The following is a 22,442-nucleotide window of genomic DNA, read 5'->3' on the forward strand; positions in this document are numbered from 1 at the left end:
GGGATATGCAACAGTTAACTCAGACATAGCCAATGAAAAACCACGCCAGCAGAACAGCTCCGCATATCGGCCGGGCAGTGCAAAGCTTGATTGCGGGGGCTACATCACCGGCTGTGGCTCGTGCCCGCACGCCAGGCAATGGCTCAGCCACTCGCCAAGGAACAGGTTGAGCTGACTCTTTTCATCCGGTTGATGCATCGCCGCGTTGGGGTAGGGGTAGCGTATGTGCAGGCGCCGCGCGTTCTCGGCGCTGACCACTTCGGCCATGCGCGCATCGTGATACACCCGCACCTCCAACTGTGGCACCGGCAGCCAGGGCAGGCTGTGTTCCTGGCGCACGCGCAGAGTGGTGGTATAGGGGCAGCTTTCCAGCACTTCCAGCGCCAGGATGCCGAGTAGGTGGTCGCCCTGGCTCAGGGCTACGCGACGGCTTTGCGTGTGCTCACGCATGTTCGGCAGCAGACGCATCAGGCGTGCGTAGTTGGCCTCGCAAGCCGCTTGCAGCTCGACCAGGTCGACCCGATAGCGCTCGCGCAGCAGATTCACGACCACATCCCCCGCACTTCATCACGATTCAGCGCCAGCCATTGCAGGGCGATGATGCTTGCTGCGTTGTCGATACGTCCGTCGCGCACGGCGGCCAGCGCATCTTCCAGCGGCATTACCTGAACACGAATGTCCTCGCCTTCCTCGGGCAGGCCATGCACACCGCCGGCACCTTCACTGCTACAGCGACCGACGAACAGATGCACGCGCTCGTCCGAGCCGCCGGGCGAGGGGTAGTACTGGGTGATCGGCCACAGCGACGTCAGGGGCAGGTCGGCTTCCTCGATAGCCTCGCGACGCGCGACCTCCTCGGGCTCTTCGTCCTTGTCGATCAGGCCGGCGACCAGTTCCAGCAGCCAGGGGTTGCTGCTCTTGTCCATGGCGCCGACGCGAAACTGCTCGATCAGCACCACTTCATCGCGCTGCGGATCGTATGGCAGCACGCAAACGGCATCGTGACGCACGAACAGCTCGCGGGTCAGCTGTGGGCCCATGTTGCCGGCGAACTGGCGATGCCGCAGCTTGATCCGGTCGAGGCGATAGAAACCGCGAAAGCAGTTCTCGCGTTCGATGATGTCGATGTCGTCTTTGCCCATGGAAGCTCCCCAGATAGTCGTAACGGGCCAAACTGCGACCCGTTACCAGTCACACTAGCGAGCATAGCGCTGTCAGATCAAGCTTCCATGACGGCCTGCTATACGCGTTGGTAGAGCTGGCTGCCCTGCGCCTTGAATTCCTCGGCCTTGGCCTGCATGCCCTGCTCGGCATCCAGATCGACGGCGTCGATGCGCTGCTCCTTGGCGTATTCACGCACTTCCTGGGTGATCTTCATCGAGCAGAACTTCGGCCCGCACATGGAGCAGAAGTGCGCCACCTTGGCCGAATCCTTCGGCAGCGTCTCGTCGTGGTAGGCGCGCGCGGTGTCCGGGTCGAGGCCGAGGTTGAACTGGTCTTCCCAGCGGAACTCGAAGCGCGCCTTGGACAGTGCGTTGTCGCGGATCTGCGCACCCGGGTGCCCTTTGGCAAGGTCTGCAGCATGTGCGGCGATCTTGTAGGTGATGATGCCGGTCTTGACGTCATCTTTGTTCGGCAGGCCCAGGTGCTCCTTGGGCGTGACGTAGCAGAGCATGGCGCAGCCGAACCAGCCGATCATCGCCGCACCGATGCCGCTGGTGATGTGGTCGTAGCCCGGTGCGATGTCGGTGGTCAGCGGGCCGAGGGTGTAGAACGGCGCCTCGTCGCAGCATTCCAGCTGCTTGTCCATGTTCTCCTTGATCAGCTGCATCGGCACGTGGCCGGGGCCTTCGATCATGCACTGTACATCGTGCTTCCAGGCGATTTTGGTCAGCTCGCCGAGGGTTTCCAGTTCACCGAACTGCGCTTCGTCGTTGGCGTCGGCAATCGAGCCCGGACGCAGGCCATCGCCCAGCGAGAAGCTGACGTCGTAGGCCTTCATGATTTCACAGATGTCTTCGAAATGGGTGTAGAGGAAGTTTTCCTTGTGGTGCGCCAGGCACCATTTGGCCATGATCGAGCCACCACGTGACACGATGCCGGTGACGCGCTTGGCGGTCAGTGGCACATAGCGCAGCAGCACGCCGGCGTGGATGGTGAAATAGTCGACGCCTTGTTCGGCCTGCTCGATCAGGGTGTCGCGGAACAGCTCCCAGGTCAGGTCTTCGGCGATGCCGCCGACTTTTTCCAGCGCCTGGTAGATTGGCACGGTGCCGATCGGTACCGGCGAGTTGCGGATGATCCACTCGCGGGTTTCGTGGATGTGCTTGCCGGTGGATAGATCCATCACGGTGTCCGAGCCCCAGCGGATGCCCCAGGTCAGCTTGGCCACTTCTTCTTCAATCGAAGAGCCGAGCGCCGAGTTGCCGATATTGCCGTTGATCTTCACCAGGAAGTTGCGGCCGATGATCATCGGCTCCAGCTCCACGTGGTTGATGTTGGCCGGGATGATGGCGCGGCCACGGGCGACTTCGCTGCGCACGAACTCGGGAGTGATTTCTTTCGGAATGCTGGCGCCGAAGCTATGGCCAGCGTGCTGCTCATTGAGCAGGCCGGCTTCACGGGCCTCGGCCAGCTTCATGTTCTCGCGGATGGCGATGTATTCCATCTCGGGGGTGATGATGCCCTTCTTGGCGTAGTGCATCTGGCTGACGTTATGCCCGGCCTTGGCCCGACGTGGGTTGCGCACGTGAGCGAAGCGCATCTTGGTCAGCTCGGCATCGTTGAGGCGGCGCTGGCCAAACTCGGAGGACAGACCCGGCAGTTTCTCGGTGTCACCGCGGTCTTCGATCCAGGCGCTGCGCACATCGGCCAGGCCTTTGCGCACGTCGATGGTGACGTTCGGGTCGGTGTAGGGGCCGGAGGTGTCGTAGACGGTGACCGGGGCGTTGATCTCACCACCGAAGTCGGTGGGAGTCACGTCCAGGCTGATCTCGCGCATCGGCACGCGAATGTCCGGGCGCGAGCCCTGTACATAGACTTTCTGCGAACGAGGGAAGGGCTTTACCGACTGTTGATCGACCTGTGCAGATTCGCTCAGGTTCTTTTGTTGTTGTGCGCTCATCAAGGCTCTCTCCGGGATAGATGTCGGAGTTGGAACCTGAGCGGACGAAGGGCGTGAGATGCACCATGGGCGGTGCCGAGAGGACTCGCCGATCTACTGGCGAGGACATCTTGTTCCCTACGCAGGCCTTAACCTGATCAGGTTCAACGGGATCCGGCAGCTGCCAATCTCAGCCCCGCATTTGGGGCACCCCGACAAGAACTCGGGCAGTCTAAACAAGCTGGTGGGAGAAAACCAACTCGGCGGTCAATAAATATCGACCCGTGCGTCGGAAAACGACTGCTGGCACGGCGAATGATGGATTGTTCCCGACGAGCAACATAGCTTGCCGCCAGCTAGACTGATGCTGCCTATGGCGCGCTTGACCCCCGCCTGCGGCGCCCCGTAGCCTTGCTGATTACCGCCTATTCAAGGATCGACAACCATCATGTTGCGCAGACTTTCCCTGGCAATCGCCGTGGCCGCCGCTTCGGTGGGCCTGGTTCAGGCCGCAGAGGCCCCGCTGTCGAGCAAGACCGACCTGGTCACCGTGTATCAGGAAGCGGCGCAGAACAATGCCGATATCGCCGCCGCACGCGCCGACTATCAGGCTCGCCGTGAAGTCGTGCCACAGGCACGCGCTGGCTTGCTGCCCAACCTGTCTGCTGGCGCCAATTACGGCGACACGCGCACTGAAATCGATTCGCCGAGCGCGACGATCTCGCGCAGTGGCCTGGTGTACCAGGCCAACCTCAGTCAGCCGCTGTTTCGCGCTGACCGCTGGTTCCAGCTGCAGGCGGCCGAGGCCACCAGCGAGCAGGCGGCACTGGAGTTGTCTGCCACCGAGCAGAACCTGATCCTGCAAAGTGCTGAAACCTATTTCGCCGTGCTGCGTGCCCAGGACAACCTGGCCTCGACCCGTGCCGAAGAGGCGGCCTTCAAGCGCCAACTGGATCAGGCCAACGAACGTTTCGATGTCGGCCTGTCGGACAAGACTGACGTACTCGAAGCTCAGGCCGGCTTCGATACGGCCCGTGCCAACCGCCTGCTCGCCGAGCGCGCTGTGGATGACGCCTTCGAAGCGCTGGTGACCTTGACCAACCGCGACTACGTGGCTGTCGAAGGGATCGTCCACACCCTGCCGGTGCTGGCGCCGACGCCTAATGACGCGAAGTCCTGGGTCGATACCGCCGCCGCACAGAACCTCAATCTGCAAGCCAGCCTGTACGCGGTAAACGCTGCCGAAGAAAATCTGCGTCAACGCAAGGCCGGCCACGCGCCGACCCTGGATGCGGTGGCTAGCTATCAGCAGGGCGATAACGACAGCCTGGGCTTTACCAATTCCGGTGCATTTGGTGCTCCGCGCTATAGCGGCGACGTTTCACAGCGTTCCATCGGTCTGCAATTGAATATCCCGCTGTACAGCGGCGGCCTGACCAGCTCGCAGGTGCGTGAGGCTTATCAGCGTCTCGGCCAGACCGAGCAACTGCGTGAGAGCCTGCGTCGCCAGGTGGTGCAGAACACCCGCAACCTGTTCCGCGCAGTGAACACCGACGTGGAAACCGTGCAGGCGCGTCGTCAGTCGATCATCTCCAACCAGAGCGCGCTGGAAGCCACCGAGATCGGCTACCAGGTCGGTACTCGCAACATCGTCGACGTGCTCGACGCCCAGCGTCAGCTCTACAGCGCCGTGCGCAACTACAACGATGCCCGTTATGACTACATCCTCAACAATCTGCGCCTGAAGCAGGCGGCCGGCACCTTGAGCCCGGCCGACCTGGAAGCGCTGGGTAGCTTCCTCAAGCCGGACTACAACCCGGACAAGGACTTCCTGCCACCGGATCTGGCCTCTGCCGCCGAGGAGCGCCTGAAGAACAATCAGGATTTCTGAGGCGTTCGCAGCAAAGCTAAAGCCCGACGCGAGTCGGGCTTTTTCATTTTGGCGATGTGCCACGTAGCGTGCGCTGCGCGCACCGATCTGGCTGGTGGTGCGCTACCCGTGTTTGAACCTGGCTAAATCAGTCGTAGCCCGGATGTAATCCGGGGAATGTTGCCGGCGTGATGCTTGCCCCGGATTGCATCCGGCTACAGAAGACGCTGCAAGCCCTTCAGCAAGCGCTCCAGCGCACCCTGGTTGGCCTTGAGCACGCTAAGGCCGGCCTGACTCATGCTTTGCATCTCGCTCGGCTCGTTGAGCAATGTTGCAACCCTGTCCGCCAACTGCGCGGCGTTTTCCACCTCGCTCAGGGCGCCGGCGTCACGCAACTGCGCGGCGATTTCCAGGAAGTTGAACAGGTGCGGGCCGCTCAGTACCGGTTTGCCAAGAGCTGCCGGTTCCAGCAGGTTATGCCCGCCATTGGCCACCAGGCTGCCGCCGACGAAGGCGATATCCGCCAGCGCATAGAGAAACAGCAACTCACCCATGGTGTCGCCCAGCAGCACCTGGTCGCTGGCTTGCACGGCTTCACCCATGGAGCGGCGGCGTGTGGTCAGCCCTTGGCTGATGCAGAGTTCATGGACCGAGTTGAAGCGTTCGGGGTGGCGTGGCACCAGGATCAGTAGCGCATCCGGCCGCGTCGCCAGTAACTGGCGATGGGCGGCGAGGATGATCTCGTCTTCGCCCGCGTGGGTGCTGGCGGCGATCCATACCGGGCGCTGTTCGGCCTGCCACTGGCGGCGTAGCTCGACGGCGCGTTGCAGCAGCTCGGCATCGATCTTCAGGTCGAACTTGATCGAACCGGTCACTTCCACGCATTCGGGGCGTGCGCCCAAGGTCAGAAAACGCTGCGCCTCGGCCTCGGTCTGCACGGCGATCAGTGACAGCTCGGCGAGCATCGGCGCGGTGAGCTTGGCGAAGCGTGCATAGCCGCGTGCCGAGCGCTCTGACAGGCGTGCGTTGGCCAGCGCCACCGGAATACCGCGCTTGGCGCATTGGTGGATGTGGTTCGGCCATAGCTCGGTTTCCATCACCACGGCCAGGCACGGCTGTACGCGGTCGAGAAAACGCGCGGCGGCCCACGGCAGATCGTAGGGCAGGTAGCAGTGCTGCACGCTGTTGCCGAACATGGCCTGGATGCGCTCGGAGCCGGTCGGCGTCATGCAGGTGACGGTGATCGGCAGCTCGGGATAGTGCGCCTGCAGCGCGCGGATCATCGGCGCGGCGGCGATGCTCTCACCGACCGATACCGCGTGCACCCAGATCCCGCCGGGCTGCATCGTTGGCAGGCCAAGGGAGAATCGTTCGTTGATACGCCGCGCGTAAGCCGGCGCCTTGCGCGCGCGCAGGGCCAGGCGCAGGGCAATCAGGGGCAGGGCCAGGTGCAGCAGCAGGGTGTAGAGGAGTCTGTTCATGGGGGCGCAGCTTATCGCCGCCGGTCATCCTCTGGAAGCGTGATCATGCCTGCGGGCGCAGCAGTTCACGCGCCAGGCAATCGGCCAGCCAGTTGGCAGCAGGACCGAGCGCACCGTCGCGCCGGGTGACGAGCTCCACCACCAGCGGCAGCGGCGCCCAGTCGCTGCGCAGTTCCTGCAGGTGGCCCTGGTAGGTCGGGTACTGCGCCACATGGCGCGGCAGCCAGGCCCAGCCAACGCCGCGTATCACCAGCTCGGCCATCACATAGAAGCTGTCGGCGCGCCATACCAGCGGACTGATCTGCTCGCCGCCGGGATAGTGGCTGTCCTGCGGGGTCATCAGCAACTGGCGATGTTCGGTCAGGTCACGCCGCTCCACGCTGTCGAGTGCAGCCAGCGGATGGTTCGGGCTGCATACCGTGACCATCTCGATGGTGCCCAAGCGCTGGCTCTCCAGCTCTCGCGGCATTTGTTCATGATGAAACAGCAGGCCCAGGTCGGCCTGGCGCTGCAGCAGCTTGCGCGCCACGTCGCCCTGTGCGCCGCTGGAAAGCTGCACTTCAAGCAGGGGAAAGGCAGCCGCCAGGGCTTCCAGGCTGGCCAGCACCGGTTGGTAGGGCATGGCTTCGTCCTGTGCCAGACGCAGGCGCGCCTCCTCGCCGCGTGCCAGGCCGAGCGCGCGGCCGTCCAGTCGTTCACATTGCTGCAACACGCTGCGGGCCTGCTCCAGTAGCGCCACGCCTGCTTCGGTCAGGCGCGGCTGGCGCCCACTGCTGCGTTCGAAGAGGGTCACGCCGAGGTCGCTCTCGAGCAGGGCGATGGCGGTGCTGACTGCCGATTGCGCGCGGCCGGTGTGCCGCGCTGCGGCGGAGAAGGATCGACTCTCTGCGGTCAGGACGAACAGTTGCAGCTGATCGAGATTCCAGTTCATGGCCAACCTATCTTGATGGCTGATAGGTAATGACTTTATCCCATCATGGAAGCACTTAGAATCGTGGCCATCTTTCAGGAGTCGCCACCATGCCCGGATACCTCTATCTCGCTATCGCCATCGCGGCCGAGGTGATCGCTACCACCTCGATGAAGGCTATCGACGGCTTCAACAAACCTTTGCCGCTGTTGCTGGTGATCGGCGGTTACGCAATCGCCTTCTGGATGCTTATTCTGGTGGTGCGAACCATCCCTGTGGGCATCGCCTACGCCATCTGGGCGGGGTTGGGCATCGTCCTGGTCAGCATCGCGGCGATGTTCATCTACCAGCAAAAGCTCGATCTGCCGGCCGTGCTCGGCATGGGACTGATCGTCAGTGGTGTGGTGGTGATCCAGCTGTTCTCGCAATCGACCGGGCACTGATGGGCCGCGGGCGAGGAAGTTGACGGGTTATACTGCGCGCCTGTTTTTCGCCGAGGCCCGTTCATGTCCCAGTCTCTCAGCACCGATGTCCTGATCGTCGGCGGCGGTATCGCCGGCCTCTGGCTCAATGCGCGCCTGCGTCAGCAGGGCTTCGCCACCGTTCTGGTGGAGCGCGGCAGCCTGGGCGGCGGGCAGAGCCTGAAGTCGCAGGGCATCATTCATGGCGGTGCCAAATATGCCCTGCATGGCGCGCTGACCGGTGCTTCCGAAGCTATCGCCGATATGCCGCGCCGCTGGCGCGAAGCGCTGGCCGGCAGTGGCGAGCTGGACCTCTCCGGTGTGCGCATCCTGTCCGACGCCCATTATCTCTGGTCGCCCGGTACCCTGGCCGGCAACCTCACCAGCTTCTTTGCCAGCAAGGCGGTGCGCGGTCGGGTCGATCAGGTCAAGGGTGAGCAATTACCGCCGGCGCTGCAGCACCCGAAGTTCAAGGGCAAGGTCTATCGACTCGCCGAGCTGGTGCTCGATGTGCCGAGTCTGATCGCACGTCTGGCCGAACTGGCCGGTGATGGCCTGCTTGCCGCCGAGCGTATCGAACCGCTGCAGGAAAACGGTGAGCTGTGCGGGTTGATCGTCGACGGTCGCGAGATTCGCGCGCAGCGCGTGGTGCTCAGCGCCGGGGCCGGTAATGCCGAGCTGCTCGCCGCGCTGGGCATCGAACAGCCCGCGCAGCAGTTGCGCCCGCTGCATATGGTGTTGGCCAAGGGGCCGGCACTGAAGCCGCTGTACGCGCACTGCCTCGGCGGTGGGCCGAAGCCGCGGGTCACCGTCACCACCCATCCGGCCGCCGATGGCCAGTGGGTCTGGTACCTCGGCGGCGATCTGGCCGAGGCTGACGGCGTTGCGCGCGACGAAGGCGCTCAGATTCAGGCGGCGCAAAAGGAAGTGGCCTCGCTGCTGCCCTGGGTCGACCAGAGCCAGACGCGCTGGGCGACATTGCGCGTTGATCGCGCCGAGCCCGCGCAGTCGGGCCTGGTGCGCCCGGACAACGCCTTCCTCGCCGAACAGCAGCGCCTGTTGGTGGGCTGGCCGACCAAGCTGGCGCTGGCGCCGGATTTCGCCGACCGCGTACTGGCCGCCCTGCAACGGGACAAGGTACAGCCGGCTGGCCATGCTCCGTTGCCTGAGCTACCGCGCCCCGCGCTGGGGCAGCCGGTATGGGAGGCACTGTTGCCATGAGCACCCTGCACGATCTGTATCGCCCGCTGGGCTCCACCGGCTTGCGCGTTTCGCCGCTGGGCCTGGGCACGGTCAAGCTCGGCCGTGATCAGGGCGTGAAGTACCCCAACGGTTTCACCATCCCTGACGATACGCAGGCCCTGGCCTTGCTGCGGCAGGCTCGCGAGCTGGGCATCAACTTGATCGATACCGCGCCTGCTTACGGCGTCAGCGAGCAACGCCTCGGTCCACTGCTGCGTGGCCAGCGCGATGAGTGGGTGATCGTCAGCAAGACCGGTGAGGAGTTCGAGCAGGGCCAGTCGCACTTCGACTTTTCCGCCGCGCATACCCGCCTGTCGGTCGAGCGCAGCCTCAAGCGCCTGGAGACCGACCGTATCGACCTGTTGTTGGTGCACTCCGATGGCAACGATCTGGCAGTACTGCGTGAAACGGGCGTGTACGAGACGCTGGCAGCGCTCAAGCGCGAGGGCAAGATCCTCGGCTACGGGATTTCCGGCAAGACCGTCGAGGGCGGGCTGCTGGCGCTGGAACAAGGCGACTGCGCCATGGTCACTTATAACCTGAGTGAGCAGGGCGAGAAGCCGGTGTTGGACTACGCTGCCAGTCACGCCAAGGGCATTCTGATCAAGAAGGCGTTGGCCAGTGGGCATGCCTGCCTGGCCGAGGGTGTCGATCCGGTACGTGCCAGCTTCGAACTGATCTTCGCTCATCCGGGCGTCAGCAGCGCCATCGTTGGCACCATCACGCCCGCGCACCTGGCGGCCAATGTCGCGACGGTCGCGGCGGTTTTGCAGGGTATCCGCTGAGAACCTATTCACGATCTCGCGAGCTAGAGCGATACAAGGCAAAAATAAGCGAGGAAGCGGAGTGTACGGTTGTACATGAGCATTCCGAGCTTATTTTTAACGCAGTAGCGCCGAAGCGCAGCAGATCGTGAACAGGTTCTGAGGTCCCCGGTCACGTCCTCTTACAGCCTTGGGTTGTGCTGGGTGGTCGGCTTGGGGCAGCCTTGAGCAGTTTTCGCTTCAACCTGATCCTCGCGTGAAGGCCGCTCGTCGAGCTGGATTCACGCCCAGCCGGAACAAGGAGTCGAGATGCCGCGTACGCTGATCCGAAAGGACCCGAGTAACTTCAAGACCCTGCCACTGCTCGTCGAAGCTAGCCCCGATGGTCTGAGATACCAGAGTCTGGGGCAGCCGCTGAATTTCCAGCAGATGCTCGAACGCCGCCGTCCGGTCGAGGTGGCGGACAGTTCGCGCTTTTCCATTGAGCTGGCCAACCTTGGCGTATCGGTACGCATGACCCTGCGCTTGCACGGTCGTGACTACTGGTTGCTGGTGCGCCAGCGCCGCCCGGATCGCGGTGACACAGTCCTCAAGCTGATTTCCGGCTACGTGCCGGCGCACGAGCTGAATCTGCCGTTGCTTACCGCGGTTCAGGAAGTCGCCGAGGAATGCCTGCTGGAGAGTGCCGATGGCTGGCTGGGCGGGCGTTTTGCCGATACCTGGTTGCCCACGCCCTATCAGGGTGCGCTGCGCTATCGCGAGTCGAGTCACTTTCGTCTCAGCCCGCTGTCCGGCGCTGCGCGGCCAGTGCAGTGCGGCAACCTGACCTTGCTCGAGCGCCCGCGCGCCTATGTGCATCTGCCTACGGCATCCTTACAGCTGGTCTATGACCTTAGCCTGGAGCTGCCACGCGATGCCCGTCAGTTGAGTCTGTTTCACGTCGACGAATGCCTAGAAGACGGTCGCCTGGTGGCGCGTCTGGAACGTCGGCGGCCGGACATCTATCTGCTGGCGTTGCAGCGTGGTGTGCCCAGCGGTGGGCTGTTCACCCTGCGCAAGGGCGAGTTGCTGCCCGCCAGCACCCGCGGGGTATGGCTGTCGGAGAGTTTTGCCGAACAGGACGGCTGGCTGGTACGTGACGAGCGGATTCGCTGGAAGGACTGGCTGCAGCGCTACGGTGTAAAGACGCCGCAGCGGCGCGCATTGGCCAGTGCTTGAGTGACGCCGGGCGTCATTGCGCGCGGCTGTCGCGCATGCGCGTCAGCTGCCGCTCCAGCAGTGCCGGATAAGGATCGAGCAGGCGCTCCACGCAGCTGGCCCCTTCCGGGCTGGCAATTGGGCGGATGCGGGCGCGCTGGCGGGCCAGGGCATCCTGCGCGACGCGTTGCTCGACCAACAGCAGGTTGCGGCTGTGCTGCGACAAGGCCAGGGCGTCCAGGGCGCTGTCGCTGAGCAGCAGGTCGGCCTGGCCCAGCTCTTCCAGATCACGGCCCAGGGTCAGCCCCAGCTGTAGTTGCAAGGTGATGCCGCTGTCGGCGACCTCGATCTGCAGGGCATGGCCCAGGGCGCGCATCAGCTCGCCACAGCAGATCGCGTGGGTCAGGTAGTCTTCGCCGCATTCGCGCTCATGGAACAGCATCAGGCTGCTGCCGTCCTTGAGGGTATGCAGTTGCCCCTGGTAGAGGGCGGCAGCTTGTTCCAGGCAACCCCGATAGCGATCCAGCAGGTCCAGTAGTCGCGTGCGTGGTAGGCGACGAAGCTGCTCCTGAGCACCGAGTTGAATGGCCAGCACGGCGCTGGCTTGCGAGGGGCGCGGAGCCTTGGCAACCGGCGCAGGCGCTTCGGAGTCGTCACGCAGGTCGGCAAAGGGATCATCCGGCTCTATGGCGTCGGGCCAGGGCTTGAGCTGCTCGTCATCGCCATCTTCATCGCTGATGTGCGTTTCATCGAGGGCATGCTCGGCCTCGATCTCCTCCTGCTCGTCGAAGCGCTCGTCGTCTTCTTCTGGCAGATAGTCTTCGCTGTCATCGAGCAGCTGTTCATTATCCAGTTCCTGTTCGGGCTCCGGTTTTTCCGGTACCAGGCGCGCCTGCAGTTGACGCGCCAGATCACCGATCTCGTCGTTGCGCCCCGCCCCCGGCGCAGGGTCGTCCGGGTCACGCAGCCACAGGCGCATTTGCAGCAAGGGCGTGGAAATGTAGCGGCCCAGGCGCATGCTCAGCGACAGGGTCAGTGCCAGCAGAATCAGGCTGAGAATGCCCATGCTCTGCAGGCTGATGGTCATCGGCTGCTGGAACTGGCTCATATCCAGGCTGATGCGCAACTGTCCGGCCATCACCTCCTGGAACGTGATGGGTGTGGTGTACAGACCCTCGGTTTCGCCCAGAACGCTGCGCGTCGGGCGCGAGCCAGCTTCGGCGAGGATGCGGTTATCCACGCTGTAGATGGCCGCATGGGCAACCAGCGGGTTTTTCGCCAGGTTGTTCAATAGCACGTTGAGACTGAGGATGTCGTTGGACACCAGCAGCTCGGTGGACGACGCTGCCGTCTGGGTGATCAGCGCCTGACCCAGTGCATCGGCCTGCTGCTGCATGGCCTGCTTGAACTGCATGCCCATGACCCAGGCATAGATGACCATCGCCAGGGCTACCAGCAGCACGCTGTGGCTGGCAATACGCAGCACCAGAGGCACCCGCCGCTGACGCAGCGCGTGGAAGATCAGGATGAAGAAGTTATCGGGTTTGACGGGCGCAGGCCGGTTCACAGAGCACGGCTCTTGTCGACTGAAGTTGCCGCGCAGTATAGCGAGCGGTCTGGGGCGGGCAAAGCGCATGGCTGCCCGGATCGACGGGAAACTGGGTAGAATGTGCGCCTTTTCGTCGGTCGGTGGCCAATTCGCCGCTTGCCTGCCTCAATCGTTTGCCTTGGAGGGTGCGTCTTGCGCGAAATCGTCCTGATCAATATCACCGGCGAAGATCGCCCCGGACTCACCGCTGCCATCACCGGGGTGCTGGCTCAAGGCGGGGTGAACATCCTCGATATCGGTCAGGCGGTGATCCACGACACCCTGTCGTTCGGCATCCTTATCGAAATTCCTGACAACGGCCGCTCCCAGTCGGTGCTCAAGGACTTGCTGTTCACTGCCTACGAACTCGACCAACAGGTGCGTTTCACTCCGGTTTCCGAAGACGACTACCGTCAGTGGGTGGGTGGCCAGGGCAAGGCGCGCCATATCGTGACTCTGCTGACGCGCAAGGTCAGCGCCGAGCAGTTGCAGCGCGTCAGTGCGATCACCGCCAAGTACGGCCTGAACATCGATCATATCGACCGTCTTTCCGGGCGCATGCCGCTGGACATGCCGGCCGAACAGGGCAAGGGCTGCATCGAGTTTTCCGTGCGTGGCGAGCCTGCCGATCCAGTTGCCTTGCGCGCCGAATTCCTCAGCGTGGCGCAGGAACTCAACGTCGACATCGCCTTCCAGCGCGACTCGGTGTTTCGTCGCAATCGCCGCCTCGCCGTGTTCGACATGGATTCGACGCTGATCGAGGCCGAGGTCATCGACGAGTTGGCCAAGGCTGCCGGCGTGGGTGAGCAGGTGGCCGAAATCACCGAGCGCGCCATGCGCGGCGAGCTGGATTTCCGCGCCAGCTTCAAGGAGCGCCTGGGCTTGCTGCAGGGGCTGTCGGAGGACGTGCTGGAAGAGATCGGCGCGTCCCTGCGCCTGACCGAGGGCGCCGAGGTGTTGTTCGCCGAACTCAAACGCCTGGGCTACAAGACTGCGATTCTCTCCGGCGGCTTCACTTACTTCGCCAAGCAACTGCAGGCCAAGCTGGGCATCGACTACGTGTTCGCCAACGAACTGCAGATCGAGAACGGCAAGGTCACCGGCGTGGCTGTCGAGCCCATCGTCGATGCGCAGCGCAAGGCCGATTTGCTGCGTGAGCTGGCGCAGAAGGAAGGTTTGCAGCTGGAGCAGACCATCGCTGTCGGCGATGGCGCCAATGACCTGCCGATGCTCGGCCTGGCCGGTCTCGGCGTGGCTTTCCGCGCCAAGCCGCTGGTCAAACAATCGGCCAAGCAGGCGATCTCCACCCTTGGGCTGGACGGCATTCTTTATCTGCTGGGCTTCCGTGATCGTGAGGGACAGGAATAAGCGCCGCCGTTCTGTCGGATATAAAAAAGCCGCCTGTTCAGGCGGCTTTTTCGTCGGTGGGATTTATTCGTCGCCGGCCGAGAAGTCGTAGTCCATCGACTGACTCGGGCCTTGCAGGTAGTAGCCCTGAATGAAGTTGACCCCGGCCTGCCACAACGTGGCCAGCACGCTGGCGCTCTCGACGAACGGAACGATGGTCAGCTTGGCTTGGGCATGCAGGCTGCTGAGCAGGGTTTTTAGCGCTTCCTGATTGTCGGCGTTGCTCAGGTCTTGGGAGAACGAGCCGTCGACTTTGACGAAGTCCACCTGCAGGTGCTTGAGCGTGTTGAACGGGTTCAGGGCGCAGCCGAACTGGCTCAGAGCGACCTTGCAGTGCAGCTCCGCCAGGCCCTGGGTCAGCGCCTTGGCCTGTTTCAGGTAGGTAATGGCATCGGGCTCGCTGAACTGGAATACCAGTGAATCCGATGGCAGGCGAGCGGCCTTGAGGGCCACGCTTAGCCAGGGCAGCAGGGTCTGATCCTGCAGGCTGGCGCTGGACAGGTGCACGAACAGGCGGGTGTTGTGGCCTTTGGAGCGGTGGTCGGCCAGCAGCTTGATCGAGTTGAGGATCACCCAGCGGTCGATTTTCTCGCCCAGGCCCGCGTCCTTGGCCGCGGCGAGGAACTGCGCCGGCGGCACCTCTTCGCCCTGTGGGTTGAGCAGGCGCAGCAGCACTTCGTAATGTTCGTGGGCGTCGCCACGCAGGCTTATGATTGGCTGGAACAGCAGGCGGAAGCTGTTGTTCTCCAGTGCCTGCTGCACCATCGCCAGCAGGTTGCCGCGGTTGGCGGCTGCGGCCAGCTCATCGGCCGGGTTGAACAGCTTGATGGCGTTGCCGTCGCTGAGCTCGTCGGCGCAGCGGTGCGCGCGGTCGATGACTTCCTGCGCCTTGGCGGTTTTCTCGCTGAGGCCGGCAACGCCGACCGACAGCGTGGTCTGGGCGGTGCGGCCGCTGACGTCGAACAGGTGGCCTTCGACCTTCTTCAGCAGCGTCGCCAGGCTGGCCTGGCACTGCTCGGGCGTCTGGCCCGGAAGCAGGGCGGCGAATACGTCGTCACCGAAGCGGGCCAACTGGGTTTCTGCTGGGAAATGCGCACGCAGCAGGCCAGCCAGATCGGTCAGCAGCAGGTCGATGCCGGCCAGACCGATCTCGCCCTGCATGCTGGCGTAGCGGTCGACCCGGATATACGCCAGGGTCGAGGGCTGGCCGCTGTTGATGGCGCGCTCGGCGGCGTTGTCCATCAGCTCGAGGAAGTGGTTGCGGTTGAACAGGCCGGTGACCAGGTCCTGGCTGCTGATCTCACGCAGTTTCTCTTCCAGTTCGGCATTGGACGTTTCCGCGCGGATCACCACCTGAATGCACGGCTCGCCGTCATAGGTGGCGGGGGAAAAGGTCATTTGCGCGGCGAAGCTGCTGCCATCGGCGCGCACGCCCTGGCAGTTGAGCTCGGCGTGGCCTTCGGCGCTCTGGTAGTTCTTCAGGAAGTCCTTGAACGCCCCGTGATCGGCACTGGCGATCAGGTCGATCATCGGCATGCCTTCGAGCTCTTCGCCATCCTCGTAGCAGAACAGCTCGAGGTAGGCACGGTTGGCATAGATGTGCATGCCGTCGTGGACGTAGGTGATGGCATCGACCGAGCTTTCCAGTAGCAACTGGCAGCGTTTCTCGGCTTCGCGTAATGCCACTTCGGCGGCACGACGGGCACGCCGCTCTTCGAGATTGGCCAGCTCGCGCTTGGCGACCAGCACCAGGCGTTCGTCCTCACCTTGCGGCAGGGCGTCTTGTGCACCGAACAGCAGGGCTTCGGTGATCATCTCCGAGTCGTTGTCCTCGACCAGTTGGATGACCGGGATGTCCTTGGCCTGGCGGCGAATGGCGGTTATCGCCTCGCTGGGTTCTAAGTGCTCGCTACTGGAGGCGCAGATCAGCAAGTCCCAGGTCTGTTGCAGGCTTTCAGCAAGGTCGTCGCTGGAGGTCAGGCGATGCACGCGCGTGGCGTGCCCTGCGTTGCGGAACAGACTGACCAGGCGCTCTGCTTCGTTCTGCGAGTCTTCGAGAATCAGCAGGCGGATGGTTTTTTTTTCGATGGCCATAGAGGGGTCATTACCGCGCCGAACGGACGCGAAAAGGCGACAAATGGTGAATTCGCCGGAGCCTACAGCGACTTCCAGAGCGAGTCAAAATCTTCCTCCCCAGCAGGCTTCTGGCTTTGCGAGGCTGTGACAGGTGTCCCGGGCGCACCTTCTTCTTCGCCTACGCGGCGATATTCGAACTGGCTGAAACTGCCGGTGCTGACCTGTCTGCGGGTGAGCAGCGCGCGGTGTTCTTCACCGTGGTCGTTGATCAGTACCTTGCTGCCTTCCTGGAACGGCAAGCGCGGTGTGATCAGGCTGGCGGGACGAGAAATGGCACTGATTTCCGGTAGCAGAAGGGCGCGCAGGTATTGGCTGTTCTGCTCGGCTTTGCGCAGTAATTGCAGGCCGCAGGGGCGGGCATGTGGCGCGATCAGCTCGATACCCATCTGCGTGCCACCGCCGCGGACCTGGCGAATCCAGCGCACGATGGCCACGCTCCAGCCCTGACTGGGATTGTCTTGTACGCCTAACAGTTCGCCGGCCTGCAGTTGGCTGGGAACGTCCTTTGGCCAGGAAAGGCAGTAGCCACCGGGGCTGTGATTGACGATGGGCAGAGGAAAGGTCGGGTAGCTTTCGCTATTGCTCTCGGGTTGAGCCTGCTCGCCGGGGGTTACTTTGGTGTACTGAATCTCTTCGAAGTGGATTTCGTCAGCCGCATTGCGTTGGGCATCGAAGGCGTTCGACCAGACATCAGGCTCGCCCGTGGAGGGCTTGAATACCGCAGCACCGAGATCGGCAGGGCGCTTGAGTACTTCGGCGAAGGAGCGGCGTCCGGCGAGGAAGAAGTGCAGCGCGGTCATGCCGATGCACAGGGTCAGGCTGCCGTGGCCCGCAGTGCGCTGGAAGGTGCGTTCGGCGATGTCGCCCCAGGCCGCCGCGACGTGTTGCAGCAGGTCGAGGCTGATGCCTTCCGGAATCATCAGGCGTGATTTGCCGCGCTCTTCTTCCGGCAGATCGAGGTATTCCTTGATGGAGTCGACCAGCGGCTGTGTATCGATGCCCAGCAGGTTGTGCAGTTCGCTGCTCTGGTACAGCGACTTGTAGCGTGGCGGGCCGTCGATCTGCGGCGCCAGCACGAACAGGCTGTCCGGATGATCGCCCGGCTGCAGCTTGACCAGCGTGCTCCAAGGCTCCAGCGCTTCTGCCAGGCGTGCAATGCCGTTCTGGCGCATCTGGTTGGTACGCGCGCAGCCCAGCAGCAGTGCGGTCACGTAGGTCTGCTCGGTGCTCTGGCCCTGAGTATGGCGTGCCAACGGGTCACGAATGACCTGACGCTGCAGGCGCTGCTCGCAGGCGATCTGATAGAGCTGGTGCAGCTCCAGCCAGAGCCCTTCGGGCACCGGGCAGTAAAGCTGACTGGCACGAATCAGCGGGCTGCACAGGCTGTGGCTGGCACGCTGCAGGGAGACGGCGAGCAGTTGGTCGCGATCCTTGCCGCTGCGGGTGATCACGCGGGAAATGATCAGCTTGTAGCCAACGGCCAGGTGGTTCTGTAGCGCCTGGCACAGGTTGGCCACCTTGCGCGGGCGTTCGTCGAGCACGATGGCCTGGTTGAGAAAGTGGCGTTCCAGGTGTTGGCAGACGAAGCTGACTTCCGGGCGCAGCAACTCCAGCAACTGCAGGCGGTTTTCCGAGGGAGTGAGGAATTGATTGAGTTCCACCAGGCTCTGATACAGCTGGCGTGCAGTTTCACCGATGTTCGCCTTGGGCAGGCCAGCGATCCAACGTTTGAGATCGCGGGGGCTGCCGTCGCAGAAGCTGAGGCTCTGCTTGCTCGGCGTGGGAACGCGCAATAGCTGAAGGTGGGTACTCTGTTTATCCATCAAACTCGGAGGCTCCGGCCACGCACTAGCAGGCGGCTCTAGTAATAGTCTTTCGAACTCTAGCAGTATCTGCCTGGGCTGGCAGCCCGTCTGTGTGGACGGTCTACCTCGCCAGAGTACGGATCTATGACCGAACGGTCGAGATGCGGGTGCTTTTTCTCAGCGGCTCAGTCCTGAGTTGTGCCCATCAGTTGGCCCATGCGCACCGCGCTGCCAGCGTCCAGCTCTTGCGCCCATTGCACCTGATTCGGGCCGAACAGGACGATGGCAGTGGAACCCAGCTTGAAACGGCCCATTTCGGCGCCTTTGGCCAGCTCGATTGGCTCGCGTGCTTGTGCGTCATAGCGTGTACTCTTGAGCTCGCGCTTGGGTGGGGTGACCAGGCCAGCCCATACCGTCTCGACGCTGGCGACGATCATCGCGCCCACCAGCACTACCGCCATCGGACCGCGCTCGGTGTCGAACAGGCAGACGACGCGCTCATTACGGGCAAACAGCTCCGGCACATTTTCCGCTGTGGTCTGGTTGACCGAGAACAGGCGGCCCGGCACGTAAACCATTTCTTTCAACGTGCCGCCCAGCGGCATATGGACGCGGTGGTAGTCCTTCGGCGAGAGGTAAACAGTGGCGAACTGGCCGCCCATGAAGGGCGCTGCGCGTTCGGCGTCGCCGCCAAGCAGTTCGACAGCGCTGAAACTGTGGCCCTTGGCCTGGAAGATGCGGCCGTGCTCGATGGCGCCGAGTTGGCTGATCGCGCCGTCGGCCGGGCTGAGAATGGCACCGGGAGTTTCATCCAGCGGGCGCGCGCCGTCTTTCAGGGCGCGGGTGAAGAAAGCGTTGAAGTGTTCGTAAGTGCGCAGGTCTTCGACTTGCGCTTCGCTCATGTTGACCTGGTACTGCTTGGCGAACCACGAGATCAGCGGATTCTTCAGCCAGCCGATGCGGCATTCGGCAACGCAGCCGATCAGGCGCGACAGCAGGTGATGAGGCAGCAGGTACTGGCTGAGGATAAAAAGACGTTGTTTCATCGTGTTTCCTTGAAGGTTCTAAACCGGCACTGACGCGGCCAGGCCGGGGAGATCTGATTGGCGGCGCGCTCAGCGTTCGATGGGGGTGTCGGGCAGATTGCCCCACTCGGACCAGGAGCCGGCGTAGGCCTTCACGCGTGGGTAGCCGAGCGCCTTGGCCACCACATAGCTGAAGCCGGAGCGGCGGTGCGTCTGGCAGTGAGTGATCACTTCCTTGTCGGGCGTGATGCCCAGGTTTTGCAGGACATCGGCGATGTCCGTACGGATGCGCATGCCGCGTTGCGGGTCCATGCCCGCGGTCCACTCGAAATGGGTGGCGCCGGGGATATGCCCGCCACGCGCTGAACTCAGTTTTTCGCCGCGGTATTCGTCTGCGCCACGCACGTCCCAGATGGCCAGGTCGGCAGCATCCAGGCGCGACTGCAGATAATCGCGAGTGGCGGTGGGGGCATCGCTCAGCGTCAGTGATACCTCGGTGCGGGTCACGGCAGGCTCCTCCTGGCTCAGCTCGAGGCTATCGCCAACCCAAGCCTGCAAACCGCCGTTGAGGAAGTGGTAGCGCGAATGGCCGATCACGTCGAGCAGCCAGATGAAACGACCGGCCCAGGGGCCGCCCTCATCGTCGTAGACCACATAAGTGGCATCGGCGTGGTGGCCAATATCGGCGAACAGCGCTTCGAGTTGGGCTTGCTCGGGTAGTAGGCCGGGAGCGGGCGGTGCACCCAGTTGCGTGCGCTTGGCATCGACCCAGTGTGCGCCGGGGATATGGCCGGCTGCATAACGCGCAGCACTGCTCAGGTCGAGCAGGATCAGATCGGGGGCGTCCAGGCGGTCAGCCAGTTCAGCCGGCTCGATCACCAGTGACAAGTTGTCGAAGGCGGACATGACGGCCTCCTTGAATGAAAAGAGGTCGATTGTAGCGGAAACAGAGCGCTTCAGCGCCCGCGCCTGGAAAAGCTGCCCAGTGCGCGCTCGATGCACTGCACGGTCTTGCCGAATGCCTGTAGGCAGACGTCATTGAGTGGTTGGCCGCCCTGGTCCGCTATAACCAGCATCACCACGCGGCCATTGTTGGCCACAGAGCGCAGCAGCAGGTGTTCGCTAGGGAAAAGTGCTTTGAGATTGCCGGGCAGCAAGGCAGAAAACTGCGCGATGTTGCTCGGTGTCAGGCGCAGTTGCCCGGGCGCGCTGAGCAGGCGCTTCAACACCTGGCTCTGTGCCGGATCGAGGCTGAGGCTCGCTGCGCTGGCGTCGAGGCCGGCATGTTGCTGGCTCTGCAGGCGAGTGTGATTACGATCGGCAAGTAGCAGCAGCACGCGTTTCAGGCCGCAGGCCTGCAAGGCGTCACGGGCGCAGGCAGTCAGCTGTGGCACGTTGGCAAAGGTGCTGGGGTCGGAGAGCAGGCGTGCGCAGTGCTGGCGCCAGGCGGCGAGGTCATCGCGCTTGGGGGGCGCAGCTACGCTCACGGCTGGTTTGAGGCGATGAGCGTCCCAGGGCCAGATCAGTGCCTGCGCCGGGTGCCACAGTGCGGGGTCGTGGATCAAGCGCGCGCTGCTCACTGCGTGCTGGTGCACTTCCTGCTGCAGTTCGTTCAGGGGTATCTGCAGGTACAGCCCGGTCAGTCTTTGCCAGCGCAGGCAGTGCGCGGTATCCCAGGCCTGATGCGCTGATACCGCCAGACCGTTGGCCAGCAGCACGCAATTGCTCGGGTGAGTGAGCCAGTGGCGCAGGGGGATGTCGGCGTCGAGCATCTGCTGTTGATGCAGGGGATGCTCGTTATCACGGGCGATGTGCAGCGCCTTGACCAATTGACGCCGATCTCGCTCCAGCAAGCGGTAGCCGCGAACGATCCACTCGGGCAGGCGCCAGCGCTCGGCCAGTTTGACGCACAGCTGGATCAAGGTGACCCCGAGCAACTCCTTCTCGACGACGGCAGGGCGCTCGCCTTTGAGCAGTACGCGCTGTTCCCAGGCCTCGAAGAGTTGAGGATGGGCGCACAGCAGCGGCCAGATAGGGGAGAGAAACAGCAGGCTGCAGCCGTGCAGTTCATTCCACAGGCGTGCCAGGCGTGCGCCGAACAGGCCGCGCGCCTGTTGGCTGGCATGCTGACTAATCAGCAGGATCTGCTTGAATGGCAGAGGGATGTCGCTTTCTGGCAGGGCAGGTGCCTGGTTGAGAAGGGCTTCGCAGCGGCTCAGTCCCAGACGTGAAAGTGCCGTTTCGACACTCTCGGCGGGATCGCTGAGGCTGTTGCCCGACTGGTTGGCTTCGCGCAGTACTTGCAGGGCAAAGGATGGGCTGGCTTCTATTGCCTCGGCAATTTCGCGCCAGGTGCGGCGGCTGTCGGCGAGGATGCGACGCAGGCGCAAATGCTGCTGCTGCTCGATTGGCAGTGGCAATTTGCCCAGTTGTTGTAACCAGGCATCCAGCGTGCGTGGCAGGGACTTTGACGTCGACATATTGGCTCGAGTCGAAACTGGCTTTTGACCATAACTGGCTATAGTCTGGCGTATAAGTTCCGATAATTAGAAGGGTTGTTTTTAATAACCCATCCACTAGGCTCTTCAAGCGTTTATTTCATGGTAAGAATCATAGGCATCATTGTTGTCTTTGGCTGTGTGCTCGGTGGGTTCATACTCTCGGGCGGCAAGTTTATGGCCTTGGTCCATCCCTTCGAGGTTCTGATTATTGGCGGCGCGGCGCTGGGGGCATTCCTGCAGGCCAACCCCGGCAGCATGTTCATGACGGTGTTCAAGAAGTCGTTGAGCATGTTTGGCAGTCGCTTCACTCACGCCTATTACCTCGAAGTGCTCAAGCTGCTGTACGAGATACTCAACAAGAGTCGCCGCGAGGGCATGATGGCCATCGAGGCCGACGTCGAAGACCCCAACGCCAGTCCGATTTTCAGCAAGTATCCCGGTGTGCTCAAGGATGCGCGGATGACGGCATTTATCTGCGATTACCTGCGCATCATGTCTTCCGGCAACATGGCTCCACACGAACTGGAAGGCCTGTTCGATATGGAGCTGGCCAGCCTCAAAGAGGAAGTGGAGCACCCGGCGCACGCCGTGGCTAAGGTCGCCGACGGCATGCCGGCCATGGGTATCGTTGCGGCCGTGCTGGGCATCGTGATCACCATGTCGATTCTGGCCGAGGCGGACAACGCGCAGATCGGTGAGAAGGTGGGGACCGCTCTGGTCGGTACCTTCCTCGGCATTCTCGCTTCGTACGGTTTCTTCGGCCCGTTGTCGAACGCGCTGGAACATGACGCCAAGGAAGAGCTGAACCTGTACGAAGCGATCAAGGCGACCCTGGTCGCTTCCGCCTCGGGCATGCCGCCGACCCTGGCCGTAGAGTTCGGGCGCAAGGTGTTGTACCCGGCGCATCGCCCGAGCTTCAGCGAGCTCGAACAGGCCATGCGCGGCAGCTAAG

18 protein-coding genes and 1 riboswitch are annotated in these 22,442 nt (G+C 63.0%); of the genes, 7 read left to right on the forward strand and 11 right to left on the reverse strand.

Annotated elements, in window-relative coordinates; all coding sequences use genetic code 11:
• Positions 1-99 precede the first annotated feature (99 nt).
• From CXP40_RS02780 to thiC, 3 genes are all read right to left on the reverse strand, one after another.
• Entirely contained in the window at positions 100-552 is a 453-nt protein-coding gene (locus CXP40_RS02780) for a DUF1249 domain-containing protein (RefSeq protein ID WP_106732495.1), read from the reverse strand.
• On the reverse strand, positions 543-1,142 hold the full coding sequence (locus CXP40_RS02785; protein ID WP_106732496.1) for an NUDIX domain-containing protein: 600 nt from the start codon (positions 1,140-1,142) through the stop codon (positions 543-545). Before CXP40_RS02785 ends, CXP40_RS02780 begins: the two co-directional genes overlap by 10 nt.
• Positions 1,143-1,240: 98 nt before the next feature.
• Positions 1,241-3,124 (reverse strand): phosphomethylpyrimidine synthase ThiC, encoded by a 1,884-nt coding sequence (gene thiC, locus CXP40_RS02790; protein ID WP_099522734.1) that lies wholly within the window; start codon positions 3,122-3,124, stop codon positions 1,241-1,243.
• Between the two features lie 97 nt (positions 3,125-3,221).
• Positions 3,222-3,328, reverse strand: a riboswitch (TPP riboswitch).
• Positions 3,329-3,551: 223 nt separating this feature from the next.
• Here thiC and CXP40_RS02795 point away from each other — a divergent pair.
• A complete protein-coding gene (locus CXP40_RS02795) occupies positions 3,552-4,994 on the forward strand; it encodes a TolC family outer membrane protein (protein WP_106732497.1) in 1,443 nt (480 codons plus the stop codon).
• 194 nt (positions 4,995-5,188) lie between these two features.
• Here CXP40_RS02795 and waaA read toward each other — a convergent pair whose 3' ends face one another.
• A complete protein-coding gene (waaA, locus tag CXP40_RS02800; RefSeq protein WP_106732498.1) occupies positions 5,189-6,454 on the reverse strand; it encodes a lipid IV(A) 3-deoxy-D-manno-octulosonic acid transferase in 1,266 nt (421 codons plus the stop codon).
• Positions 6,455-6,497: 43 nt separating this feature from the next.
• Entirely contained in the window at positions 6,498-7,385 is an 888-nt protein-coding gene (locus CXP40_RS02805; protein WP_055984262.1) for a LysR family transcriptional regulator, read from the reverse strand.
• Positions 7,386-7,474: 89 nt separating this feature from the next.
• Here CXP40_RS02805 and CXP40_RS02810 point away from each other — a divergent pair, with 89 nt between their 5' ends.
• The 4 genes from CXP40_RS02810 to CXP40_RS02825 all read left to right on the forward strand — a co-directional run bounded on the left by CXP40_RS02810 (position 7,475) and on the right by CXP40_RS02825 (position 11,049).
• Complete coding sequence (locus tag CXP40_RS02810) at positions 7,475-7,807, forward strand: multidrug efflux SMR transporter (RefSeq protein WP_013713833.1); 333 nt, start codon at positions 7,475-7,477, stop codon at positions 7,805-7,807.
• Between the two features lie 63 nt (positions 7,808-7,870).
• Entirely contained in the window at positions 7,871-9,046 is a 1,176-nt protein-coding gene (locus CXP40_RS02815) for an FAD-binding oxidoreductase (protein WP_055984260.1), read from the forward strand.
• The gene (locus tag CXP40_RS02820) at positions 9,043-9,852 is read left to right on the forward strand and encodes an aldo/keto reductase (RefSeq protein ID WP_106732499.1); all 810 of its coding nucleotides are present in this window, start codon (positions 9,043-9,045) and stop codon (positions 9,850-9,852) included. Before CXP40_RS02815 ends, CXP40_RS02820 begins: the two co-directional genes overlap by 4 nt.
• 288 nt (positions 9,853-10,140) lie before the next feature.
• Positions 10,141-11,049: a hypothetical protein gene (locus tag CXP40_RS02825; protein ID WP_055984254.1), complete on the forward strand. Its 909-nt coding sequence runs from the start codon at positions 10,141-10,143 to the stop codon at positions 11,047-11,049.
• Positions 11,050-11,062: 13 nt separating this feature from the next.
• Here the strand turns inward: CXP40_RS02825 and CXP40_RS02830 are convergent, their stop codons facing one another.
• Positions 11,063-12,595 (reverse strand): AhpA/YtjB family protein, encoded by a 1,533-nt coding sequence (locus CXP40_RS02830; RefSeq protein ID WP_106732500.1) that lies wholly within the window; start codon positions 12,593-12,595, stop codon positions 11,063-11,065.
• 174 nt (positions 12,596-12,769) lie between these two features.
• Between CXP40_RS02830 and serB the strand changes: the two genes are divergently transcribed.
• Positions 12,770-13,984 carry a phosphoserine phosphatase SerB gene (gene serB, locus CXP40_RS02835; RefSeq protein WP_013713838.1) on the forward strand — a complete coding sequence of 405 codons (1,215 nt, stop codon included), beginning with the start codon at positions 12,770-12,772 and terminating at the stop codon, positions 13,982-13,984.
• 63 nt (positions 13,985-14,047) lie between these two features.
• On the opposite strand, the gene CXP40_RS02840 is transcribed toward serB, so the two are convergent.
• The 5 genes from CXP40_RS02840 to CXP40_RS02860 all read right to left on the reverse strand — a co-directional run bounded on the left by CXP40_RS02840 (position 14,048) and on the right by CXP40_RS02860 (position 21,469).
• Positions 14,048-16,117 carry an EAL domain-containing protein gene (locus CXP40_RS02840; RefSeq protein ID WP_106732501.1) on the reverse strand — a complete coding sequence of 690 codons (2,070 nt, stop codon included), beginning with the start codon at positions 16,115-16,117 and terminating at the stop codon, positions 14,048-14,050.
• 62 nt (positions 16,118-16,179) lie between these two features.
• A complete protein-coding gene (locus tag CXP40_RS02845) occupies positions 16,180-17,982 on the reverse strand; it encodes a molecular chaperone (protein WP_106732502.1) in 1,803 nt (600 codons plus the stop codon).
• A 167-nt stretch (positions 17,983-18,149) separates the two neighbouring features.
• Positions 18,150-19,010 (reverse strand): archaetidylserine decarboxylase, encoded by an 861-nt coding sequence (asd, locus tag CXP40_RS23895; RefSeq protein ID WP_106732503.1) that lies wholly within the window; start codon positions 19,008-19,010, stop codon positions 18,150-18,152.
• A gap of 69 nt (positions 19,011-19,079) precedes the next feature.
• Complete coding sequence (locus CXP40_RS23900) at positions 19,080-19,895, reverse strand: rhodanese-like domain-containing protein (protein WP_106732504.1); 816 nt, start codon at positions 19,893-19,895, stop codon at positions 19,080-19,082.
• A 50-nt stretch (positions 19,896-19,945) separates the two neighbouring features.
• Complete coding sequence (locus CXP40_RS02860) at positions 19,946-21,469, reverse strand: HDOD domain-containing protein (RefSeq protein ID WP_106732505.1); 1,524 nt, start codon at positions 21,467-21,469, stop codon at positions 19,946-19,948.
• Positions 21,470-21,589: 120 nt separating this feature from the next.
• On the opposite strand from CXP40_RS02860, the gene motA reads away from it, so the two are divergent.
• Positions 21,590-22,441 carry a flagellar motor stator protein MotA gene (motA, locus tag CXP40_RS02865; RefSeq protein ID WP_099522721.1) on the forward strand — a complete coding sequence of 284 codons (852 nt, stop codon included), beginning with the start codon at positions 21,590-21,592 and terminating at the stop codon, positions 22,439-22,441.
• Position 22,442: the final 1 nt, after the last annotated feature.

This window comes from Pseudomonas sp. YY-1, assembly GCF_002843095.1.
GTDB classification, from domain to species: Bacteria; Pseudomonadota; Gammaproteobacteria; order Pseudomonadales; family Pseudomonadaceae; genus Aquipseudomonas; species Aquipseudomonas sediminis_A.

Bases quoted from the DNA above. Each gene is read 5' to 3' on its own strand.
- CXP40_RS02785 (WP_106732496.1), bottom strand. From the start codon at position 1,142: ATGGGCAAAGACGACATCGACATCATCGAACGCGAGAACTGCTTTCGC.
- thiC (WP_099522734.1), bottom strand. From the start codon at position 3,124: ATGAGCGCACAACAACAAAAGAACCTGAGCGAATCTGCACAGGTCGAT.
- CXP40_RS02795 (WP_106732497.1), top strand. From the start codon at position 3,552: ATGTTGCGCAGACTTTCCCTGGCAATCGCCGTGGCCGCCGCTTCGGTG.
- waaA (WP_106732498.1), bottom strand. From the start codon at position 6,454: ATGAACAGACTCCTCTACACCCTGCTGCTGCACCTGGCCCTGCCCCTG.
- CXP40_RS02805 (WP_055984262.1), bottom strand. From the start codon at position 7,385: ATGAACTGGAATCTCGATCAGCTGCAACTGTTCGTCCTGACCGCAGAG.
- CXP40_RS02810 (WP_013713833.1), top strand. From the start codon at position 7,475: ATGCCCGGATACCTCTATCTCGCTATCGCCATCGCGGCCGAGGTGATC.
- CXP40_RS02815 (WP_055984260.1), top strand. From the start codon at position 7,871: ATGTCCCAGTCTCTCAGCACCGATGTCCTGATCGTCGGCGGCGGTATC.
- CXP40_RS02820 (WP_106732499.1), top strand. From the start codon at position 9,043: ATGAGCACCCTGCACGATCTGTATCGCCCGCTGGGCTCCACCGGCTTG.
- CXP40_RS02825 (WP_055984254.1), top strand. From the start codon at position 10,141: ATGCCGCGTACGCTGATCCGAAAGGACCCGAGTAACTTCAAGACCCTG.
- CXP40_RS02840 (WP_106732501.1), bottom strand. From the start codon at position 16,117: ATGGCCATCGAAAAAAAAACCATCCGCCTGCTGATTCTCGAAGACTCG.
- CXP40_RS02845 (WP_106732502.1), bottom strand. From the start codon at position 17,982: ATGGATAAACAGAGTACCCACCTTCAGCTATTGCGCGTTCCCACGCCG.
- asd (WP_106732503.1), bottom strand. From the start codon at position 19,010: ATGAAACAACGTCTTTTTATCCTCAGCCAGTACCTGCTGCCTCATCAC.
- CXP40_RS23900 (WP_106732504.1), bottom strand. From the start codon at position 19,895: ATGTCCGCCTTCGACAACTTGTCACTGGTGATCGAGCCGGCTGAACTG.
- CXP40_RS02860 (WP_106732505.1), bottom strand. From the start codon at position 21,469: ATGTCGACGTCAAAGTCCCTGCCACGCACGCTGGATGCCTGGTTACAA.
- motA (WP_099522721.1), top strand. From the start codon at position 21,590: ATGGTAAGAATCATAGGCATCATTGTTGTCTTTGGCTGTGTGCTCGGT.